The sequence below is a fragment of the Olivibacter domesticus genome, assembly GCF_900109575.1.
GTDB classification, from domain to species: Bacteria; Bacteroidota; Bacteroidia; order Sphingobacteriales; family Sphingobacteriaceae; genus Olivibacter; species Olivibacter domesticus.
This window is the reverse complement of sequence record NZ_FOAF01000001.1, coordinates 1,161,192-1,178,185: the sequence shown is the minus strand read 5'-3', so window position 1 is coordinate 1,178,185 and position 16,994 is coordinate 1,161,192. Positions and strand designations below refer to the sequence as shown.

Annotated in this window: 13 protein-coding genes; 7 read left to right on the top strand and 6 right to left on the bottom strand. The window is 42.9% G+C overall.

Annotated elements, in window-relative coordinates:
- Positions 1-168 precede the first annotated feature (168 nt).
- Positions 169-1,887 (bottom strand): FtsX-like permease family protein, encoded by a 1,719-nt coding sequence (locus BMY50_RS05000; RefSeq protein WP_238383665.1) that lies wholly within the window; start codon positions 1,885-1,887, stop codon positions 169-171.
- 74 nt (positions 1,888-1,961) lie between these two features.
- Complete coding sequence (locus tag BMY50_RS28415) at positions 1,962-2,546, bottom strand: ABC transporter permease (RefSeq protein ID WP_238383664.1); 585 nt, start codon at positions 2,544-2,546, stop codon at positions 1,962-1,964.
- A 283-nt stretch (positions 2,547-2,829) separates the two neighbouring features.
- Between BMY50_RS28415 and BMY50_RS04995 the strand changes: the two genes are divergently transcribed.
- The gene (locus BMY50_RS04995) at positions 2,830-4,350 is read left to right on the top strand and encodes a GH3 family domain-containing protein (protein WP_093319424.1); all 1,521 of its coding nucleotides are present in this window, start codon (positions 2,830-2,832) and stop codon (positions 4,348-4,350) included.
- Here BMY50_RS04995 and BMY50_RS04990 read toward each other — a convergent pair.
- Both BMY50_RS04990 and BMY50_RS04985 read right to left on the bottom strand, forming a co-directional pair.
- Entirely contained in the window at positions 4,342-4,953 is a 612-nt protein-coding gene (locus BMY50_RS04990; protein ID WP_238383663.1) for a hypothetical protein, read from the bottom strand. The two genes, BMY50_RS04995 and BMY50_RS04990, sit on opposite strands and share 9 nt — an antisense overlap.
- A gap of 235 nt (positions 4,954-5,188) precedes the next feature.
- Positions 5,189-5,542 carry a winged helix-turn-helix transcriptional regulator gene (locus BMY50_RS04985; protein ID WP_093319419.1) on the bottom strand — a complete coding sequence of 118 codons (354 nt, stop codon included), beginning with the start codon at positions 5,540-5,542 and terminating at the stop codon, positions 5,189-5,191.
- A 110-nt stretch (positions 5,543-5,652) separates the two neighbouring features.
- Here BMY50_RS04985 and BMY50_RS04980 point away from each other — a divergent pair, with 110 nt between their 5' ends.
- Together BMY50_RS04980 and BMY50_RS04975 are read left to right on the top strand one after the other, a co-directional pair.
- The gene (locus BMY50_RS04980; RefSeq protein WP_202907739.1) at positions 5,653-6,675 is read left to right on the top strand and encodes a zinc-dependent alcohol dehydrogenase family protein; all 1,023 of its coding nucleotides are present in this window, start codon (positions 5,653-5,655) and stop codon (positions 6,673-6,675) included.
- A gap of 313 nt (positions 6,676-6,988) precedes the next feature.
- Positions 6,989-7,633 carry an NAD(P)-dependent oxidoreductase gene (locus tag BMY50_RS04975; protein ID WP_093319414.1) on the top strand — a complete coding sequence of 215 codons (645 nt, stop codon included), beginning with the start codon at positions 6,989-6,991 and terminating at the stop codon, positions 7,631-7,633.
- An 87-nt stretch (positions 7,634-7,720) separates the two neighbouring features.
- On the opposite strand, the gene BMY50_RS04970 is transcribed toward BMY50_RS04975, so the two are convergent.
- Positions 7,721-8,422 (bottom strand): type 1 glutamine amidotransferase domain-containing protein, encoded by a 702-nt coding sequence (locus BMY50_RS04970; protein ID WP_093323599.1) that lies wholly within the window; start codon positions 8,420-8,422, stop codon positions 7,721-7,723.
- Between the two features lie 200 nt (positions 8,423-8,622).
- The gene (locus tag BMY50_RS04965) at positions 8,623-9,195 is read right to left on the bottom strand and encodes a Crp/Fnr family transcriptional regulator (protein ID WP_093319410.1); all 573 of its coding nucleotides are present in this window, start codon (positions 9,193-9,195) and stop codon (positions 8,623-8,625) included.
- Positions 9,196-9,617: 422 nt separating this feature from the next.
- Here BMY50_RS04965 and BMY50_RS04960 point away from each other — a divergent pair, with 422 nt between their 5' ends.
- The 4 genes from BMY50_RS04960 (at position 9,618) to BMY50_RS04945 (ending at position 16,979) form a co-directional block, all read left to right on the top strand.
- On the top strand, positions 9,618-11,945 hold the full coding sequence (locus BMY50_RS04960) for a TonB-dependent receptor (RefSeq protein WP_093319405.1): 2,328 nt from the start codon (positions 9,618-9,620) through the stop codon (positions 11,943-11,945).
- A 15-nt stretch (positions 11,946-11,960) separates the two neighbouring features.
- Positions 11,961-12,554 carry a MotA/TolQ/ExbB proton channel family protein gene (locus tag BMY50_RS04955; RefSeq protein WP_202907738.1) on the top strand — a complete coding sequence of 198 codons (594 nt, stop codon included), beginning with the start codon at positions 11,961-11,963 and terminating at the stop codon, positions 12,552-12,554.
- A gap of 77 nt (positions 12,555-12,631) precedes the next feature.
- Positions 12,632-12,976, top strand: a complete 345-nt coding sequence (locus tag BMY50_RS04950; RefSeq protein ID WP_093319400.1) for a DUF2149 domain-containing protein — start codon at positions 12,632-12,634, stop codon at positions 12,974-12,976.
- Positions 12,966-16,979, top strand: a complete 4,014-nt coding sequence (locus BMY50_RS04945; protein ID WP_162276535.1) for a cobaltochelatase subunit CobN — start codon at positions 12,966-12,968, stop codon at positions 16,977-16,979. The genes BMY50_RS04950 and BMY50_RS04945 overlap by 11 nt, the downstream gene beginning before the upstream one ends.
- Positions 16,980-16,994: the final 15 nt, after the last annotated feature.

Sequence of the window (16,994 nt, the reverse complement as noted above, 5' to 3'; positions counted from 1 at the left end):
TTTAGGTTTTTTGAAATCTTTCCATTAATTTCAATGTACTCAAAAGCCACTCTTTCTTGATGGTGTCCTTGATTTTATCAATATCTATAATCAATTCCATAAAATGCATTAACAACTTAAACAAAAATGCGTCATCTCCATTTCATGGTATACTGCTGTTAAATCATCTTATTCTGTTCTCAGGCTTTTTACAGGATTTACGATTGCTGCTTTTATCGACTGATAGCTTACGGTCAATAATGCTATTATCACAGATAAAAATCCCGCCAATGCAAACACCCACCACTCAATGCCAATTCGGTACGTGTAGTTTGCCAACCATTTATACATGCCGTACCATGCCAGTGGTGCTGCTATCAGAAACGAAATGATCACGAGTTTTATAAAATCTCTCGATAAGAGTGCAGTAATACCGGCAACCGATGCACCCAAAACCTTTCTGATACCGATTTCTTTAACTCTATTTTCCGTCATATAGGCTGCTAGACCAAATAAACCAAGACATGAAATGAAGATGGTGAGGCCTGCAAACAAGCTGGCAAGGGTGCCTTGAAGATTTTCATCTTCAAATTTTCTGGCATATTCTTCGTCAATAAATCTTGGATCAAAGGGATATTCGGAGTTGTATTTTTTGAAGATCGCTTCTGTCCTTTCTAGATTTTTTGCTATAGAATGATTTCCATTTAATTTTATCTGCACTACGTTAAAAGTCATGAAGCGGCTCTTCGCTCCGCATATTAATATGGGCCTTGTAGGTTCATAAGGGCTGGTAAGTATAAAATCTTTTACCACGCCTACGATATGCCAACTAATTCCAAGATCTTCTACTATTTTCCCAATAGGGTCTTTAAACTTCATCACTTTAAGGGATGATTCATTAATAATGAGTCCGGTTGAATCGGTAGGGAAGTTCTTCAGATCGAAATCACGGCCCTGTATAAATTTTAATCCTGCCGTAGCTCCTAATCCTTCATCTGCTAAATACCGATCGAAAGATGTTCTATCATTTGGATCTTTTCCTTCCCAAGCCTGTCCCCATCCATCGCTCCACCTTTCCGTAAGGGGTGAATTTGTTTTTGTAACCGATTCTGCAATGCCCGAAGCAATCAACTCATTTTTTATTAAGGGGTAATTCTTCGTTACATCCCCCGTCATGAAGTGATAAATGAGATTGTTTTTGTTATATCCGGTATTCCGTTCGCGCGCATAATCTATCTGTTGTTTTATAATGATGGTACAGATTATAAGAATGATGGCGAAAGTAAACTGTAATACCACCAGTATTTTTCTGGGCGTTAACAAGGCGTTTGCTTTCTTAAATGTTCCCTTGAGTACTTTAACGGGCTTGAAAGATGAAAGAAAAAAGGCAGGATAACTGCCTGCTAGAAAGCCGGTGAATAGAATAAATCCGATAAGTGCCGCCCATGTATTGAGGTTGTTATAGCTTATGGATAGCTCTTTATTGGTAAGCTGGTTAAAACCGGGTAGGGTTATCCAAACAATAAGGATAGCTACCAGCCCGGCCAGAACGGAGAGAAAGACAGATTCTGCTATAAATTGGACGATAAGCGAACCTCGCTGAGCACCCGCCACTTTCCGTATACCTACTTCTTTTGCCCGTTTTTCACTTCGTGCAGTACTCAGGTTCATGAAATTGATGCATGCAATCAATAATATAAACCCTGCAATGATGCCAAATAAGTTTATAAATGTACTACGGCCCTTATTATCCTCTACGCCATTGGTGAAGCTTGAGTGTAATCGCCAGCGATCAAGCGGATACATAAACAGTTCCCATTTCATCGTTTTTGCTTCATCTGTGTATTGTTGCTTCAGCTCTTTTATTTTAGCAGCTGCGGCGGCGTAGCTTGCATTGGGCTTTAACATCGCATAAGTGGAAATACTATTATCATTCCAGCCCAAATCCTGTCCCTCTCCATATTTTAGATAAGCCCAGGGTATTAGATAGTCAAATTGAACCGTGTATTGCTTGGTGGATCTTTTAAAATACCTGCAATGGTAAAATGGTCTGTATCTCCAATTTTTATCGTTTTACCCATCGCATCTTCGTTGCCGAACAGGCTTTTGGCTGTTTTTTTCGTAAGCACCACCGAATGCACATTATCCAATGCGGTTGAAGGATCACCTTGTAATAGAGGGAAGCTAAACATTTGCAGAAAACCAGTATCAACGATGTTTCCCGACTTCACTATTCTTTTTTCGCCAATAGAAAGGAGCGCGTTCACATCGGTTTTTACTCTTACCGCACGCTCTACTTCCGGTAAATCTTTTTCCAAAGCGTGTGCGAGCGGTGTAGGGGTGGTATTCCAGCTGGAGATTTCTCCATCAATGGGTGCTCGATTCCAGATTTCGTATATCCTATCTTTATTTTGATGAAAGCGATCATAGCTTACCTCATCTTGTATCCACAAGAGAATAAGTATGGTGGTGGCCATGCCAATGGCTAGTCCTGTAATATTGATTACAGAAAACCCTTTATGTCGAAAAAGGTTTCTGTAAACTACCTTTAAAAAATTCCTGATCATAGCATACCGGTCGTTCTATAAAACCTAATAGAAAGTTGTTCTATATCAACTACCAAAGGGATGCTATATGTGTATGTTGTTGGTTTTTAGTATGATGTGTATTTTTTTAGAAAGAAGGCTGTTCGCTTTCGAAACAGAATTGTTCGCTTTTAGTACACTAATTGCTTGCTCCTGATTCTTAGTTAAGTAGGGAAGTAGTTAAATGGTTAAGTACTGAATGATTTCTGTTTTGAAGTTTTTAAAACGATTCAGTACCTAAACTGTAGTATAAAATAACTGAAGTATGGCTATAGTAGGTAAAATCATTAAGCAAGCTATTCATCTTTCGGATGCAATTAGTACAGAAACCGATCCCGTGAAGGAGCAACATCAGGTATTGAGAAAGCTCTTAAACAAAGCCAAGCAAACTGCTTTTGGAAAGCGATATGGTTTTCAGGAGATTTTATCGCACGAATCCTTGGTGCAGGCATTCCAGCAGGCGGTACCTATTTTCGATTACGATAAGTTGTATAAGGAATGGTGGCATCACCTATTAGCTGGACATCAAAACGTTACCTGGCCCGGCGGACAGTCATATTTTGCTATAAGTAGCGGAACAACCAGCAACAGCAAATACATACCGGTAACGGAGGATATGCTTGAAGCCATCCGCAGAGCGGGGATCCAGCAAATAACCAGTTTAAGAAATTTTGATCTTCCGCCCGCATTTTTTGAGAAACAGATATTGATGCTGGGCAGCAGCACCAATTTGATTCAAAAGGATGACCACTTGGAAGGAGAGATCAGCGGGATCAGTGCGGCCAATATTCCTTTTTGGTTCAGAAAGTTCTATAAACCGGGTAACGAAATTGCTTCGCTGGATAACTGGGAGCAGAAAATAAGGAAGATAGCGGAGCATGCCCCCGATTGGGATATTGGCAGTATTACGGGTATTCCGTCATGGACGGAACTTATGTTAAAGGAAATCATTTCTTTTAATAAATTGAACACTATCCACGATGTATGGCCGAATTTGGAAGTGTATACTTCTGGTGGTGTTGCCTTTGAACCCTACCGGAAGAGCTTTGAGAAACTGGTGGGGCGACCTATTGTTTACATTGACACCTATTTGGCCTCTGAGGGTTACCTAGCGACGCAAAAACGACCCGATGCTGACATGGCCCTCATTACGGATAATGGTGTGTTCTTCGAGTTTGTGCCCTTTACCGATGAAAATATAGCGGAAGATGGAACGGTTAAACAGGATGTCCAGGTATTATGTATTGCTGAAGTAGAAGAGAACGTAAATTATGTACTCCTAATTTCGACCGTAGCGGGAGCGTGGCGCTATATGATCGGCGATACGGTGATGGTAACCAACAAAGAGAAGATGGAGATTAAAATAAGCGGCCGAACAAAACATTATTTAAATGTTGTTGGGGAGCAATTGTCAGTTTACCAAATGAATGAGGCCATGGCCTTGGTAGAACGGGAATTTAATATCACGATTGAGGAATTTACCGTTGCGGCCTTGGTGAATGAACAGGAATACAAAAATCGATGGATCATGGGAACGGCAAGTGAATTGGCCGATGGGGTGAAAATGGCAGAGTACTTAGATAAACAATTGCGTACCTTGAATAAAAACTACGACGTGGCCAGAAACAAGGCATTGAAATCCGTAGAGGTGAGACTTGTTCCTGTTGATCATTTTTACGAATGGAGCGCACAAACAAAGAAGCTAGGTGGACAGGTAAAAATACCGAGAGTGATGAAGGAGGACGAGTTTTTATCCTTTGAGAAGTTCCTTAACGACTTAGGGTAATGTTCGATCTTCTTCCAGTGCTCTAACCTGTTCTACAATTTCGTCGGGCGAAGTATATAATCGGGCAATTCTATCTTTGTAAACTTGAGGGATATCTGCATTTTCCAGAATGTAGCGTTTTGTTTCTATAATATAAGCTCCTAAGCCATGATTTACTGCAAAGGTATCAGCGGTAAGTTCGGCGCGCTGAATAAACTTTTTTGAAAACAGGTAGGAAACTCCAAACCCAATAATGCTCCAGGTATTCCTCGATTCATAATCCATAATATGCCCGAGCTCATGGCCAATCCATCCAATCATGATGCTATCCGGGAGCTGATGGATAGGGATAGCGGTATGGTTAAGCTGAAAGAGGGCACTGATATTTATTTTGTAGATTCTGTTTTCTTTTTTTCGGAGCAATGATAAGGCTACCGGTTGCGCCTGCATAACTGATTTTTTTATGTGTTGTTTAAATTCAAAGCGAATGTGGGTATTCTTCAGCTCCGGATAATAGGAAAGTGCCTTCAATACATTTGATTCAATAACCTTTGGAATATCCTTATTTTGCTTGAACCCGCCAAACGATGCAGTGTCACTGTCAAGCTGTAAAACGTGCGTCATGAGTAATATTTTAGTAAAAACACAGATTATCGCCATTATTGGTGTTGTGTTGGAAGCGTCATTATCTTACTAACGAATGGCTTTCCGAAATGTTTAGCCGATTTAAAAGATAAGAACCAACGAAAAATGTTATTTAAACAAAATGTAAATTTTGAAAATACATGAAATAAATTTTGAATTTGCATAACGCCACAAATGAGAATCGAATTTTTATAAACTCATCAAACATTTTTTTCTAATTGCTATTGATGGCTTTCCGCAGCTTGTCAATATGTTCGTTGCCCCATTTTCCCATTACGGCAATAATGGGCATTAAAGATTTTCCTAGGTCTGTAAGGAAGTACTCCACATGCTTTACAGACTCATCAAATACAGTTCTGTCAATGATCTCATGCTTTAAGAGTTCTGCCAATTGCGCGTCAAGCACCCTTCTGGTGGCCTGCGGAATATGACGTTCCAATTCACTTGGTCGGTTAATGCCCTCTGCTATATACAGCAAGATTCGGATTTTCCATTTACCGTGAAGAACTCTTCTGGTGTACTCATGCCCACAATCCAATATTGGAATTTTTCGTTCGTAATGTGCCATCGCACAAAACTAAAAAATATTACAAACAGGTTAGGTACTGATAAATTTATCAGTTATTGTGCACCTTTAAGAAGCTGGATAACTTTGCCGTGGAATAAATATAAATGATAATGGTAGATAATAAAATGAAAAGTTGGCAGCTAGATGGTATTGGAAGGGAACGATTGACACTGGGGGAAGTGCCGGTTCCGCAACCCAAAAGTGACGAAATCTTGGTGAAAATATCCGCAGTTTCCCTTAATTATCGTGATAAAATGGTAATTGAAACCGGCCGTGGATTACCGCTTCATTTTCCCTTTACCCCGGGTTCAGACCTCGCAGGCACTGTTGTTGCACTTGGCGATCAGGTAACTCGATTCAATATTGATGATAAAGTAATATCGATGTTTACACCTGATTGGATAGATGGTGCCCGCCCCGGAGATGCCAAAACCTTAGCTTATCGAACATTGGGTGGCTTTTATCCGGGCGTATTAGCTGAATACGTCGCATTTTCTGAAGAATGGTTTGTGCATGCTCCCAAGACATTGAGTGCTATTGAAGCTTGCACCTTACCTTGTTCTGGTTTGACAGCTTGGTTTGCCTTAGTTGAACGGGGTAACCTACATCCAGGAAAAACGGTACTGATCGAAGGTACAGGTGGTGTTGCGTTATTTGGTGTTCAAATTGCCAAAATGCTCGGAGCGGAAGTGATCGTTTCTGGAACTGCCGATAAGCTTGAACGTGCAAAAAAGGTAGGAGCGGATCACGTGATTAACCGACATAAAGAAGATTTGGTTGAGGGGGTACACCGAATTACCGAAAACCGTGGAGTAGATCATATTCTCGAATTGGTTGGTGGTTCGCATCTGGGTAAAGCGGCGGCCGCCGTGGCTGTTGGCGGAACGATTTCACTGATTGGTGCGTTGGAAGGTTTTGAGGTTTCATCGCCGGTTATGCCACTGCTATTTAAGGATATAAAAATCCAAGGAATCGGTACAGGACATCGACTTGCGCTGGAAAGGTTGGTCCGTGCAATTGATCAGGCGAAAATGAAACCTATGATTGATACCATATATTCGATTTCCGATCTGCTGGTAGCCCTTGATCACCTGGATCGAGGTCCCTTTGGTAAGATTGTAATTAAAATATAAACGGTCTTTCTCGGTGGTCAACGCCGTGCTTAGCTTCTATCTCTTGGTAGTATCTTTGATTTTATCAATGGGCACCGAATTAGACTTTCCCTTCACTTCAATTTACTGTGCCTATCCTGACTCCGTAAAGGAAAGTTAATAAATATTATGTCATTGCTGTTCTGTTTTTTTAGGATATTTTGTAACCTTGCTTTATTAAAATCTCTTTATAAATATTGATTTACTTGTAAAAAGCCGAGGGCTTTGCAGGCTGATTTCAAACTTATGAAAATCAGATGGATATTCATTTTTCAATAATTTTATAAAGAATAATATGGAACAAAATATAAAAATTGCCGTCATCGGTGGGACTGGCAAATCTGGTAAATACCTCGTTAAATATTTACTAAACCAGCACTTCAGCATTAAAGTTTTACTAAGAAATCCCCATAATCTTACTCTTAAAAATCCTTTGATAGAATCTGTTAACGGCAATGTAGCCGATTATGATGCCGTTTTTAATTTGGTGAACGGCTGTCAAGCAGTAATTAGTACGTTGGGCCTGGGAAACCCTGCAAGTGAACCAACCATCTTTAGTTTATCGACATCCAATATTCTTCGTGCTATGACTGAATGTGGTGTCCGCCGTTATATTGTAACGACCGGACTAAACGTCGATACGCCTTTTGATAGGAAAAGCCCGAAAGTTTTAGCTGCAACGGACTGGATGAAAAACACGTATCCGCTTTCTACCATTAACAAGCAGTTGGAATACGAGTTGTTGTCAAAAAGTAATATTGATTGGACTTTGGTAAGACTCCCAATGATAGAACAGACTGATAAAAGAATGCAAATTCGTGTCAGTTTAACGGATTGTCCTGGCGAAAAAGTAAGTGCAACTGATTTGGCATGCTTTCTTAATGAGCAACTGACGGACAATCAATACGTTCGAAAGTCTCCATTTATTGCAAGTGTTTAAAGCAAAAAAAGGCAGGTCATTTTTGAACCTGCCTTTTTATAATGCTAAAACTCAGATGAATAATGCAATGCTATTTAGTAGGAGAAATTACTTTTTGCTGTTCAGCAATTCAATTAATTTCTGAGCAACTCCTGTGGATGATCCTGGATTTTGTCCTGTAATTAAATGACCATCCTGTAGGACATAGCTTTGCCAATCCGCCGTTTTGCTGTAAATTCCTCCAAGGTTTTTTAGTTCATCTTCAACTAAATATGGAACAATATCGGTCAAATTAACGGCCTCTTCTTCCGTGTTCGCAAATCCTGTGACTTGTTTTCCTTTTACCAAGGGCGAACCGTCCTCCTCTTTTACGTATCTCAATACTCCCGGCGCGTGACAAACCGCTGCGACGGGTTTACCATTCCGGTAAAAGGCTTCAATCAGGGCAATAGACTTTTCATCATTGGTCAGATCCCAAAGTGGTCCGTGGCCTCCGGGATAAAAAATGGCGTCGTAATCTTCCTCTTTCACTTCGCTAAGTTTCAGGGTATGAGAAAGTTTCTCCTGCAGGGCTTCATCTGCGTCAAAACGTCTGGTTTCATCCGTTTGAAAGTCGGGAAGCTCACTTTTAGGATCGAGGGGAGGTCTGCCGCCTAGCGGGGAAGCAAGCGTAACTTCAATACCGCTATCTGTAAGTGCATAATAGGGAGCGGCAAGTTCCTCCGACCAAAAGCCGGTTTTAATTCCGGTGTTACCTAATTGATCATGTGATGTAAGTACAATAAGTACTTTAAAAATTGATGTTGTCATTGTTTCGCGTTTTAAGAATCTTTCATCCATCTATTTAAGTATAGCGATTGGCTCACTTAATGATGTTATGTTGATTCGATGTGTAGTTCTATTCTTCTTGTTTTTAAATAACAATACAAATTTGAAGTAAAAAGAGAAGAACCTTGTGTGACCTACATCACATTAAATAGAAACTGCTTTTTTGTGATATAGATCAATTGTTAGAAATGATATAGACGGCTTAGCGTCTCTCTAGAAACGCCTAAATAGGCTGCAATTAGCTGTTTGGGTACAAGATTGTACAATTCAGGATGCTGTGCTATTAACTCCTCATATCGACTGCGTGCGTTATTATTCAAGAGAGATAGGATTCTCTTTTGTAACCCAACATAACCTCTATTTGAACGCCAACGAAGAAAGCGTTCTATTTCATGAATTTCCCGACATACTTTTTCCCTGTCTTCACTATAAAGGCATAACGTATGTGCGTCCGAAACACAATCGACATTAACAGAAGCCTTTTCGTTATTGTACAAAGCATTATAATCTGAAGCCCACCAGGTGCCTGTTGCAAACTGAAGAATATGCATTTTCAGATTATCGTTTATATAAAATGTTTTTAAGCAGCCGTCTAGAACAAAATATTCGTGATCAACCTGTTCGCCCTCGCTGATGACGACCTGACCTTTTTTAAAAAATTTGGGTTTAAAGAAGGAAAAAAAATAATCAAACTGCTCATCTGTAAGATCGACTGTTTTCTTAATATGTGTCCTCAGAATTTCTTGTGCGTTCATATGGTAATCTTATTATAAAAAAGGTGTCTCCTCCTCGCGAAAAATGCCCTATAGAGCGTTCAAGCTGTAATGGGATCATTGCATTGGTGTATTATATGCAATTAGTATTTTAATGTTATTATACAAAAATAGCTTATTTCTGAACGTGATTGTTATAGACTTCCTATTGCCGCAACAATGGGCGTATTCCCTTCGTTAACTCTTGAATGAAATAATATGCAACCTTGATGCTATTTAGTGTTTATTGTTCGCCCTTTTTCAAGAAGATACTACCTTATAATAAGAGACATTATTTATCATAATCTTATTTGACTCTAATTTTCCAGATGAATAAGAAATAGATTAGCTTAACTTATTAAATATACAATGTTGCATTTGATTAATCTCTTTCTTATGTTTGCGGCAGATTATATTTAAATTTCATGAAACGTTTTGATCGCGCTATGAACAGCGCCATGTGGCTTCCACTAGTATTGTCAGTTTTTGTTTTTTCGCTACTTATTGTTCTTTACATTCCAACATATGCACAAACTGCCGGTTCTGTGAAACTGCAGGGGCTGGTGACTGATTCCGCAAAAAGACCTATCGCTGGCGTGACGATCGAAGTGCGTGGAAAAGGTACCGTAGCATCTTCTGACAGCAAGGGTACCTTTTCTATTTCGTTATTGCAGATGAAGTCTTTTACGCTACGGCATATCAATTATCAATCGCTGGAGGTGGATGTGGATTCCATTTCATCGCCCTCTTTTCATTGGATATTACAACCTAAAGTCAATATGTTGGACGTTATTTCGGTAACGGCCTCTGCGAAGCCACTTGAACTCCGGAAAATTGCGTCAAGTGTATCCATCATACAAAAAGACGCTCCCGAGCTCCGCCAAATCCAGACATTGGATGAGGCGCTGGCTTATCTGCCCGGCGTGTCGGTAGACCGCTCCCGTGGCTTAACCACCACCGGCACGCACACCAGTGTGATCATGCGCGGAACCGGATCGGCAAATAGGACGTTAATATTAAAAGATGGTGTACCCATCAACGATTCCTACACGGGTGGGGTTTCTGAATGGAACAGCTTGGCGGGAAACAGCATTGAACGTATTGAAGTGGTAAGGGGGCCGGGTTCTTCCATCTACGGTTCCAATTCCATGGGTGGTACCATCAACTTGGTAACGCAGAACCCCTCAGATAAACCTACGCTTGGAGCGGATTTTCGATACGGCTCCATGAATACTTATCAGGCCAGTATAAAGGCCGGAAAGCGATTTGCCGATCGCTGGGGCGCTATCGTGTTTGCCGAGTATAAGCAAACGGATGGCTATGCTTACATGGCGGATAGCCTTTGGAAAAGTTATTACTTAAAACCGAGCATGAAACTGCTCAATGTCAATGCTAAAGTTTCCTATGATTTTCCGTCGGCGGGAACGCTTACCGCTATCGCAGATTATAACCTTCAACAGCCCCGTTCTGGTACGGCTACCATCTATGATGACCGTAGTATGGCTGGGAATTACCAGTTGCGTTATACCAATCCGACAGCCTTATACGCCCCCGATGTGCTTGTTTATTATAATGTGCAGGATCGTGAATCGAACGCTATTAGCTGGAATCAGGAGCATAATGCCTTTGATAACCGCTACTATGATTCGCGGGTACCGCTTGATACGTATGGCCTGATCGCAAAGGTGCACCGCACTTGGGGGGCGCATATCGTGACGGTGGGAGCAGATGCCCGCTTTACGGAGGTGGTATCCCGGAAATATTATTATGGTCAGGGCATCCAGGATTTTACCGGAAGGCAGGATTTTGTGTCTTTCTTTATTAATGACGACCTGGACATTACGGATCGCTTGCATGCGAATGTGGGACTAAGGTACGATCATTGGGCTAACCGAAATGGAAAATTCTTTGATAATATGTCGGGCAACGATATTTCCATCGCCTATGATAATGCTTCTTCTAATATTGTCAATCCTAAAGTAGGATTGAGTTATGACTTGCTAAGCAACTTGCGTTTAAGAGCGGTATATGCTACCGGATTCCGGGCACCGAGCAGTTTCTATATGTACAATGCTGCTCCATTAGGTTCGTCTTTCCGTTTGGGAAATCCGGGATTGAAGCCGGAGCGGATGCGGTATTCTTATGATATAGGGGCTGACTTCCAGCTGTCTGATAAACTGGAACTTTCCGGTACGCTTTATACGTCTCAATACAGTGATTTTCTGGCAGCAGTATTGATTAATGAGGGCGAAGTTCCTGATTATTTGGATGTGCAAGGGTTGCCGGTAAGGCAATATATCAATATTGGAAAAGTGAATTTATGGGGGGCAGAAACCTTTGCGCGTTATCGGCTAAGACCGGATTTCTCCCTGCAGGCCAGCTACTTTTATAATTCATCTGAGATTAAACGTTATGAGACTAATCCGGAATATGAAGGTAATGATATGAGCGATAACCCCGCTCACAATGTGAGCGGAGCCTTGATTTTTGATCGCCAGCGACTGTTCCATCTGAGCTTTTGGGCTAGACATACGGGTTCTTATTATGGTGATCTGGAAAATACATCTGAAAAGAGGATGCCTGCCATAACGGTCTTCGATATCAAATTTGGTAAGGCTATCGGCCCACTTACACTCAATGTTAATGTGACCAATTTGTTCGACAAGCGCTATTATGGAAGCTATACGTCGCCAACCAGTTATTACTACGCGCCGGGAAGAAGTGTTTTTGCCGGGGTATCTTATCAATTATAATATAAAAATAAAAAAATGGCAGCATTTATTGATCGTTTTCTTTTTCAGCTCACGGAACTTTTGCACGTTCCTGTTTTATGGGCACTTTTTGCGATGGTGGTATGGACCTTGATCGGTATTGGGATTTTTTTGCGTACCGGAATGGTGCGTATACGAAAACCGAAGGAAGCTGTTCATGCTTTTTTTAAGCAGCATGAAGGGGAGATAAAGGCTATTTTGACAGAAAGCCCTTATCCGGATATCAGGCTGACGGAACTGGTGCGGTCCTGGGAAAAAAAGCAGAATGGGCGTTTGGACAATATCCGCTTTCTGATTAAAACAGGACCGTCCATCGGCTTGGTGGGTACGTTGATACCGATGGGAAAAGCGTTGGCTTCCTTATCTGGTGGCGATATGACTGCGATGTCGGGCAATATGCTAACGGCTTTTACTTCTACCATCATTGGATTGGTATGCGGAACGATTGCCTACCTGATCAGCTTAAAATGGGAAAAGTGGCTACACGCAGATTTTCTTGCTTGTGAAGTAGAGGCGGAAACGCGTTTAAGGATGGCCGATTCACAGCAAATGGACACTGCTGTATCTTCGGTTTATAATCAATCACTTTAGCATGAAATACGCATGTCTCCCTAACACAAACACACATGAGTATTCCATATGGCCATTAAAAAGTAAGCAGTATACATATGAAATTATTATCAGAACATCATAGCAAGCAGGACCAAGCGCCTCTGGAGGATCCCATAAGTGGTATTGCCAACCTTTTTGACGTGAGCGTGGTACTCATCGTCGCTATGATTATAGCCTTAATGACAGCACTTAACATGCTGGAACTGTTTGACCCGAATACGGAGGTAACTTTGACGAAGAAGAATGCGCAAGGGCAGATGGAAATTATTTCAAAAAAGGGAAAGGAAATAAAAGTGAAAAAACTGTCGCCGGAAGAAGCCGCCGGTCATGGTGAACGCTTGGGGACGGCTTATCAATTGGAGGACGGACAAATTATCTATGTGCCTGAAAATGATGGGTAGTAAGCTGCTTTTCCGTATCCTATTAATAGGTCAGGTTATCCTTTGTTTCGTGTTAAAGGGGTTTTGTGCGCCTGCTCCGAAAAAGATGGTGATACTGGTTTCTGAAAATTATAGCAAACCTGTTGCGGAGGCCATTGCACAATTGAAAAAGCTTCCGGGATTTAAGGAAGCTTACCTGGTGTCGACGGCTAGCGATCGTGCTGCGGCCATGAATGTGGGAAATGCTGATATAGCTGTCTGCTATGTGCATACGCCCGCCGTGTTACAGCTTTTTGCTGGTGATTTACAGCGTGTTGTTCAACACGGTGGTCATGTATACGCGCTTGGCAATACCCCGGAAGCGGATACTTATGGCAAACAAGGCATTCGCTTTGATCCGGAAGTGGCGGCTTATTTTGAACACCCGAGTCCGGATAACCTGGCGAATATGATCTTGATGCTGCTGCATAGGCATTTAGGTGCTGCGTATCCAGTAAAACCGGTTGTCCCATTTCCCGAAAGTGGGATCGTCTCGCTACGGAACGGTGAGGTGTATACTAATTTTGCGCGGTACGCGCAAACGGAGAAACTGCGTGTACGCCCTTTGGTTGGTTTATATATGTTTCGTTATGAAGCGGTTACTCGGCAATGGGATTATATGAAAGCTTATGCGGACGCCTTGGACACCGCTGGTTTTGATGTGATGGCCTTCTATGGCCATCCGCTTGATCAGGCAATTAATAGCTATTGCCTGGATAGTGGTGGGCAATCGCGCTTATCAGTTTTGCTTAATTTTTCATCGTTACCTGGAGCATCCAACGAACGGCTCCAGACGGCTTTTGCCCATATGGGGGTACCGGTAATGAATGCCATAACGATCAGTGATGACACCGCCAGTTGGCATGCTTCATCTTTGGGTATACCGATTGCGGCACGTGCGCTATCGCTCGCTCGTCAGGAATTGAGTGGTCAGATACAGCCCACCATTGCAGCAACTACTGAATTGTCAGGACAAACCGGTACTGCCGAATACCGTGTCAAATACGCTCCGGAAAGTCGTGTCAGGAGGGTGGTGGGACGTGTTAAGGCTTGGTCAAGATTGCAAAGCCAAACTAATTCGGAGAAAAAAATTGTCCTCATCTATTATAATGGTCATCCGGGAAAGAACAATATTGGCGCCAGTTACCTGAACGTTTTGCCGAGAAGTATGACAAACATTTTAACCCGTATGGGAGCAGCTGGATATGACCTTGGTGGGCAGGTTCCTGATTCCGCCACCGTGTTTGCTGATGTAATGAACGGAGGCCGTAATATTGGCACTTGGGCACCGGCAGAACTGGATAGATTGGTGCGGGAAACACATCCGGTATTGATTTCGGTGGAGAGGTATAAGAAATGGTTTAGTCAATTGCATCCTGCCTTTCGGCAACAGGTGGTAAAAAAATGGGGCGAACCGGAGGAGGCGACAATCATGACATGGCGTGATGCGGCAGGAAAACGTTATTTCGTCTTGCCCAAGGTTGCTTATGGAAAGGTTAACTTGATGCCTCAACCAGCCAGAGGTTGGGAGGAAAATGCGGAGGCGCTGTACCATGACGTATCGCTGCCGCCTCATCACCAATATATTGCTTTTTATCTGTACCTGCAAAAAGGCATGCCGGCCGATGCGCTGATACACTTAGGTACGCACGGAACGCATGAATGGCTTTCGGGAAGGGAGGTTGGTTTTGATGATGACGATGCACCGGAGGCATTGATTGGCGACCTGGTGAATATTTATCCGTATATCATGGACAATGTAGGAGAGGGAACACAGGCTAAAAGGCGTGGAATGGCCGTGATTATTGATCACCTCACCCCACCTTTTGATCAGGCGGCTTTAAGACCGGAGCTGCGTGCGCTTGCAGGAGCGATTAATGACTATGATGTGGCCACTGGTAAAAGTGAGGCATTGGCTGCTGTTCATTTGCGTACGATAAATCGATTGGCCAGACAAGCGAATATATTGAAAGACTTACAGGTGGATGGCGATATTAAAGTAGCGGATGTACAGCGGGTGGAACATTACCTTCAGGAGGTTCAGGAAACACTTACACCCATGGGGATGCATACGTTTGGGCAGTCGCCAGATTCGGTCATGGCGATGAAAACGGCTGAGGCTATTGTTGGAAGGATGAAGGATCTGCCGAAGGACTCGCTTGCCGTGCTGCTAAGGGATGTATACGAACGTATCATGATCAGTGGCGAGCGGGAGCTGGATGCGTTGATGACGGCTCTTAATGGAAAGTATGTGGAGGCGGGCTCGGGCAATGATCCTATCCGGAATCCTTCGGCACTCCCCACGGGAAAGAATTTTTATTCTTTTGACCCTGATCGAATTCCAACCATCGACACATATCGGGAAGGGGAGAAGCTCGCCAATCAGCTGATTGATGATTACCGTAGTAGGCACAAGGGACAGTATCCGGATAAGGTGGGGTTTAATTTATGGTCGGTAGAAACCATTCGACATGAAGGCATTATGGAATCACAAATGTTAAGTTTATTGGGAATAAAACCTACTTACGATGGTTTCGGCCGTTTAAAAGGGGTAGCGGCCATTGCGGATACGGCTCTTAGACGACCGCGCATCGATGTGGTGATCACACCTTCGGGCTTATACCGTGATATGTTTCCTAACCTAATGCTGTTGCTGGACAAGGCCGTTTCAATGGCATATAAGCAAAAAGGTGTTAACTATTTGCGGGAGCATATCGATGAAAGTATGGAGAAACTCTTGTCTGACGGAATAAGTGATACCACCTTGGCCCGTCAGTTGGCGAGCGTACGCCTGTTCAGTACGGAGAGTGGAAGTTATGGCAATGGCTTGAACGATGTGGTGCAGGCTTCCGATAAATGGGAAAAAGACCAGGAGGTTGGTGCCGTTTACTTTAACCGGATGAGTCACCTCTATGGGCAAGGTCTTTGGGGGAATATGCCGGAAGGTGCACTTCCGGAGACGGCAAAGGATTTAGCGGTATCACTTTTTCAAAAGGCACTATCTGGTACCAAAGCGGTTGTTCATAGCCGCTCCACCAATGTGTATGGGGCCTTGGATAATGACGACTTCTTTCAGGCATTGGGTGGGATGGCGATGGCAGTACGCCATGTGGATGGAACGTCGCCCGATGTGATGATTACCAATCTGACTGATCCGGGGAATACCCGGCAGGAATCACTCGACAAATTTATTGGACGAGAAATGAATACCCGTTACCTGAATCCTAAATGGATTGAGAAGATGCTGAATGAAGGGTACGCCGGGGCACGGATGATTGGTCAGGTAGCCGATAATATGTGGGGCTGGCAGGTAACAACGCCGGAGGCAATTGACGCGCAGAAATGGGAAGATTGGATGGATACCTATGTCAATGATCGATATGAGCTGGATATCAAAGAGCGATTTAGGGAAGCTGGTAATCCTTATGCTTACCAGACGATGCTGGCACGGATGCTGGAAGTGGTCAGGAAAGATTACTGGAAGCCTGATGAGCGGCGTTTGCAACAGCTCGTAGCCGAATACCTGAAAACGGCAGAAGAAACGGGGCTTTCTTGTGCTGATAATGTATGTGGAAATGAGGCATTGGTGGATTTTGTGCAGCAAAAGGCTAACTATACGGAAAAAGATATGGTGAACAGTCTGGTAGCACAGCTAGGTAACATCCATAAGAACTCATCTGCACCTGCCACGAGGAATAATACGGCGAAAGTAGTAGCCGGAAAGGAAAAATCTGCTTCTGGAAGTCGGACGAGATCGAGTAGGAGGCCGATAAATGCTGGAACGCCTATGCAAAAAGCCGCCGCAGGAAGAGAGGGGGGAAAACCTACCACGGTGAAGGGATATAAAATGGAAGAAAGCAGTAGGCAAGCAAGCGATCAGCATCAGAAGACTCGACATGCTTCGTCAGAACCGTATGCCTTTTGGTTGTTAAGCGTTATGGCATTATTGATTGGTATGGGATTTTGGTTTGGCAAGAGGCTGTGAGTTATTCTTAGGTTT

Excerpts from the sequence above, each read along its gene's own strand:
- BMY50_RS05000 (WP_238383665.1), bottom strand. The coding sequence starts at position 1,887 with ATGTTAAAGCCCAATGCAAGCTACGCCGCCGCAGCTGCTAAAATAAAA.
- BMY50_RS28415 (WP_238383664.1), bottom strand. The coding sequence starts at position 2,546 with ATGATCAGGAATTTTTTAAAGGTAGTTTACAGAAACCTTTTTCGACAT.
- BMY50_RS04995 (WP_093319424.1), top strand. The coding sequence starts at position 2,830 with ATGGCTATAGTAGGTAAAATCATTAAGCAAGCTATTCATCTTTCGGAT.
- BMY50_RS04990 (WP_238383663.1), bottom strand. The coding sequence starts at position 4,953 with ATGACGCACGTTTTACAGCTTGACAGTGACACTGCATCGTTTGGCGGG.
- BMY50_RS04985 (WP_093319419.1), bottom strand. The coding sequence starts at position 5,542 with ATGGCACATTACGAACGAAAAATTCCAATATTGGATTGTGGGCATGAG.
- BMY50_RS04980 (WP_202907739.1), top strand. The coding sequence starts at position 5,653 with ATGGTAGATAATAAAATGAAAAGTTGGCAGCTAGATGGTATTGGAAGG.
- BMY50_RS04975 (WP_093319414.1), top strand. The coding sequence starts at position 6,989 with ATGGAACAAAATATAAAAATTGCCGTCATCGGTGGGACTGGCAAATCT.
- BMY50_RS04970 (WP_093323599.1), bottom strand. The coding sequence starts at position 8,422 with ATGACAACATCAATTTTTAAAGTACTTATTGTACTTACATCACATGAT.
- BMY50_RS04965 (WP_093319410.1), bottom strand. The coding sequence starts at position 9,195 with ATGAACGCACAAGAAATTCTGAGGACACATATTAAGAAAACAGTCGAT.
- BMY50_RS04960 (WP_093319405.1), top strand. The coding sequence starts at position 9,618 with ATGAAACGTTTTGATCGCGCTATGAACAGCGCCATGTGGCTTCCACTA.
- BMY50_RS04955 (WP_202907738.1), top strand. The coding sequence starts at position 11,961 with ATGGCAGCATTTATTGATCGTTTTCTTTTTCAGCTCACGGAACTTTTG.
- BMY50_RS04950 (WP_093319400.1), top strand. The coding sequence starts at position 12,632 with ATGAAATTATTATCAGAACATCATAGCAAGCAGGACCAAGCGCCTCTG.
- BMY50_RS04945 (WP_162276535.1), top strand. The coding sequence starts at position 12,966 with ATGATGGGTAGTAAGCTGCTTTTCCGTATCCTATTAATAGGTCAGGTT.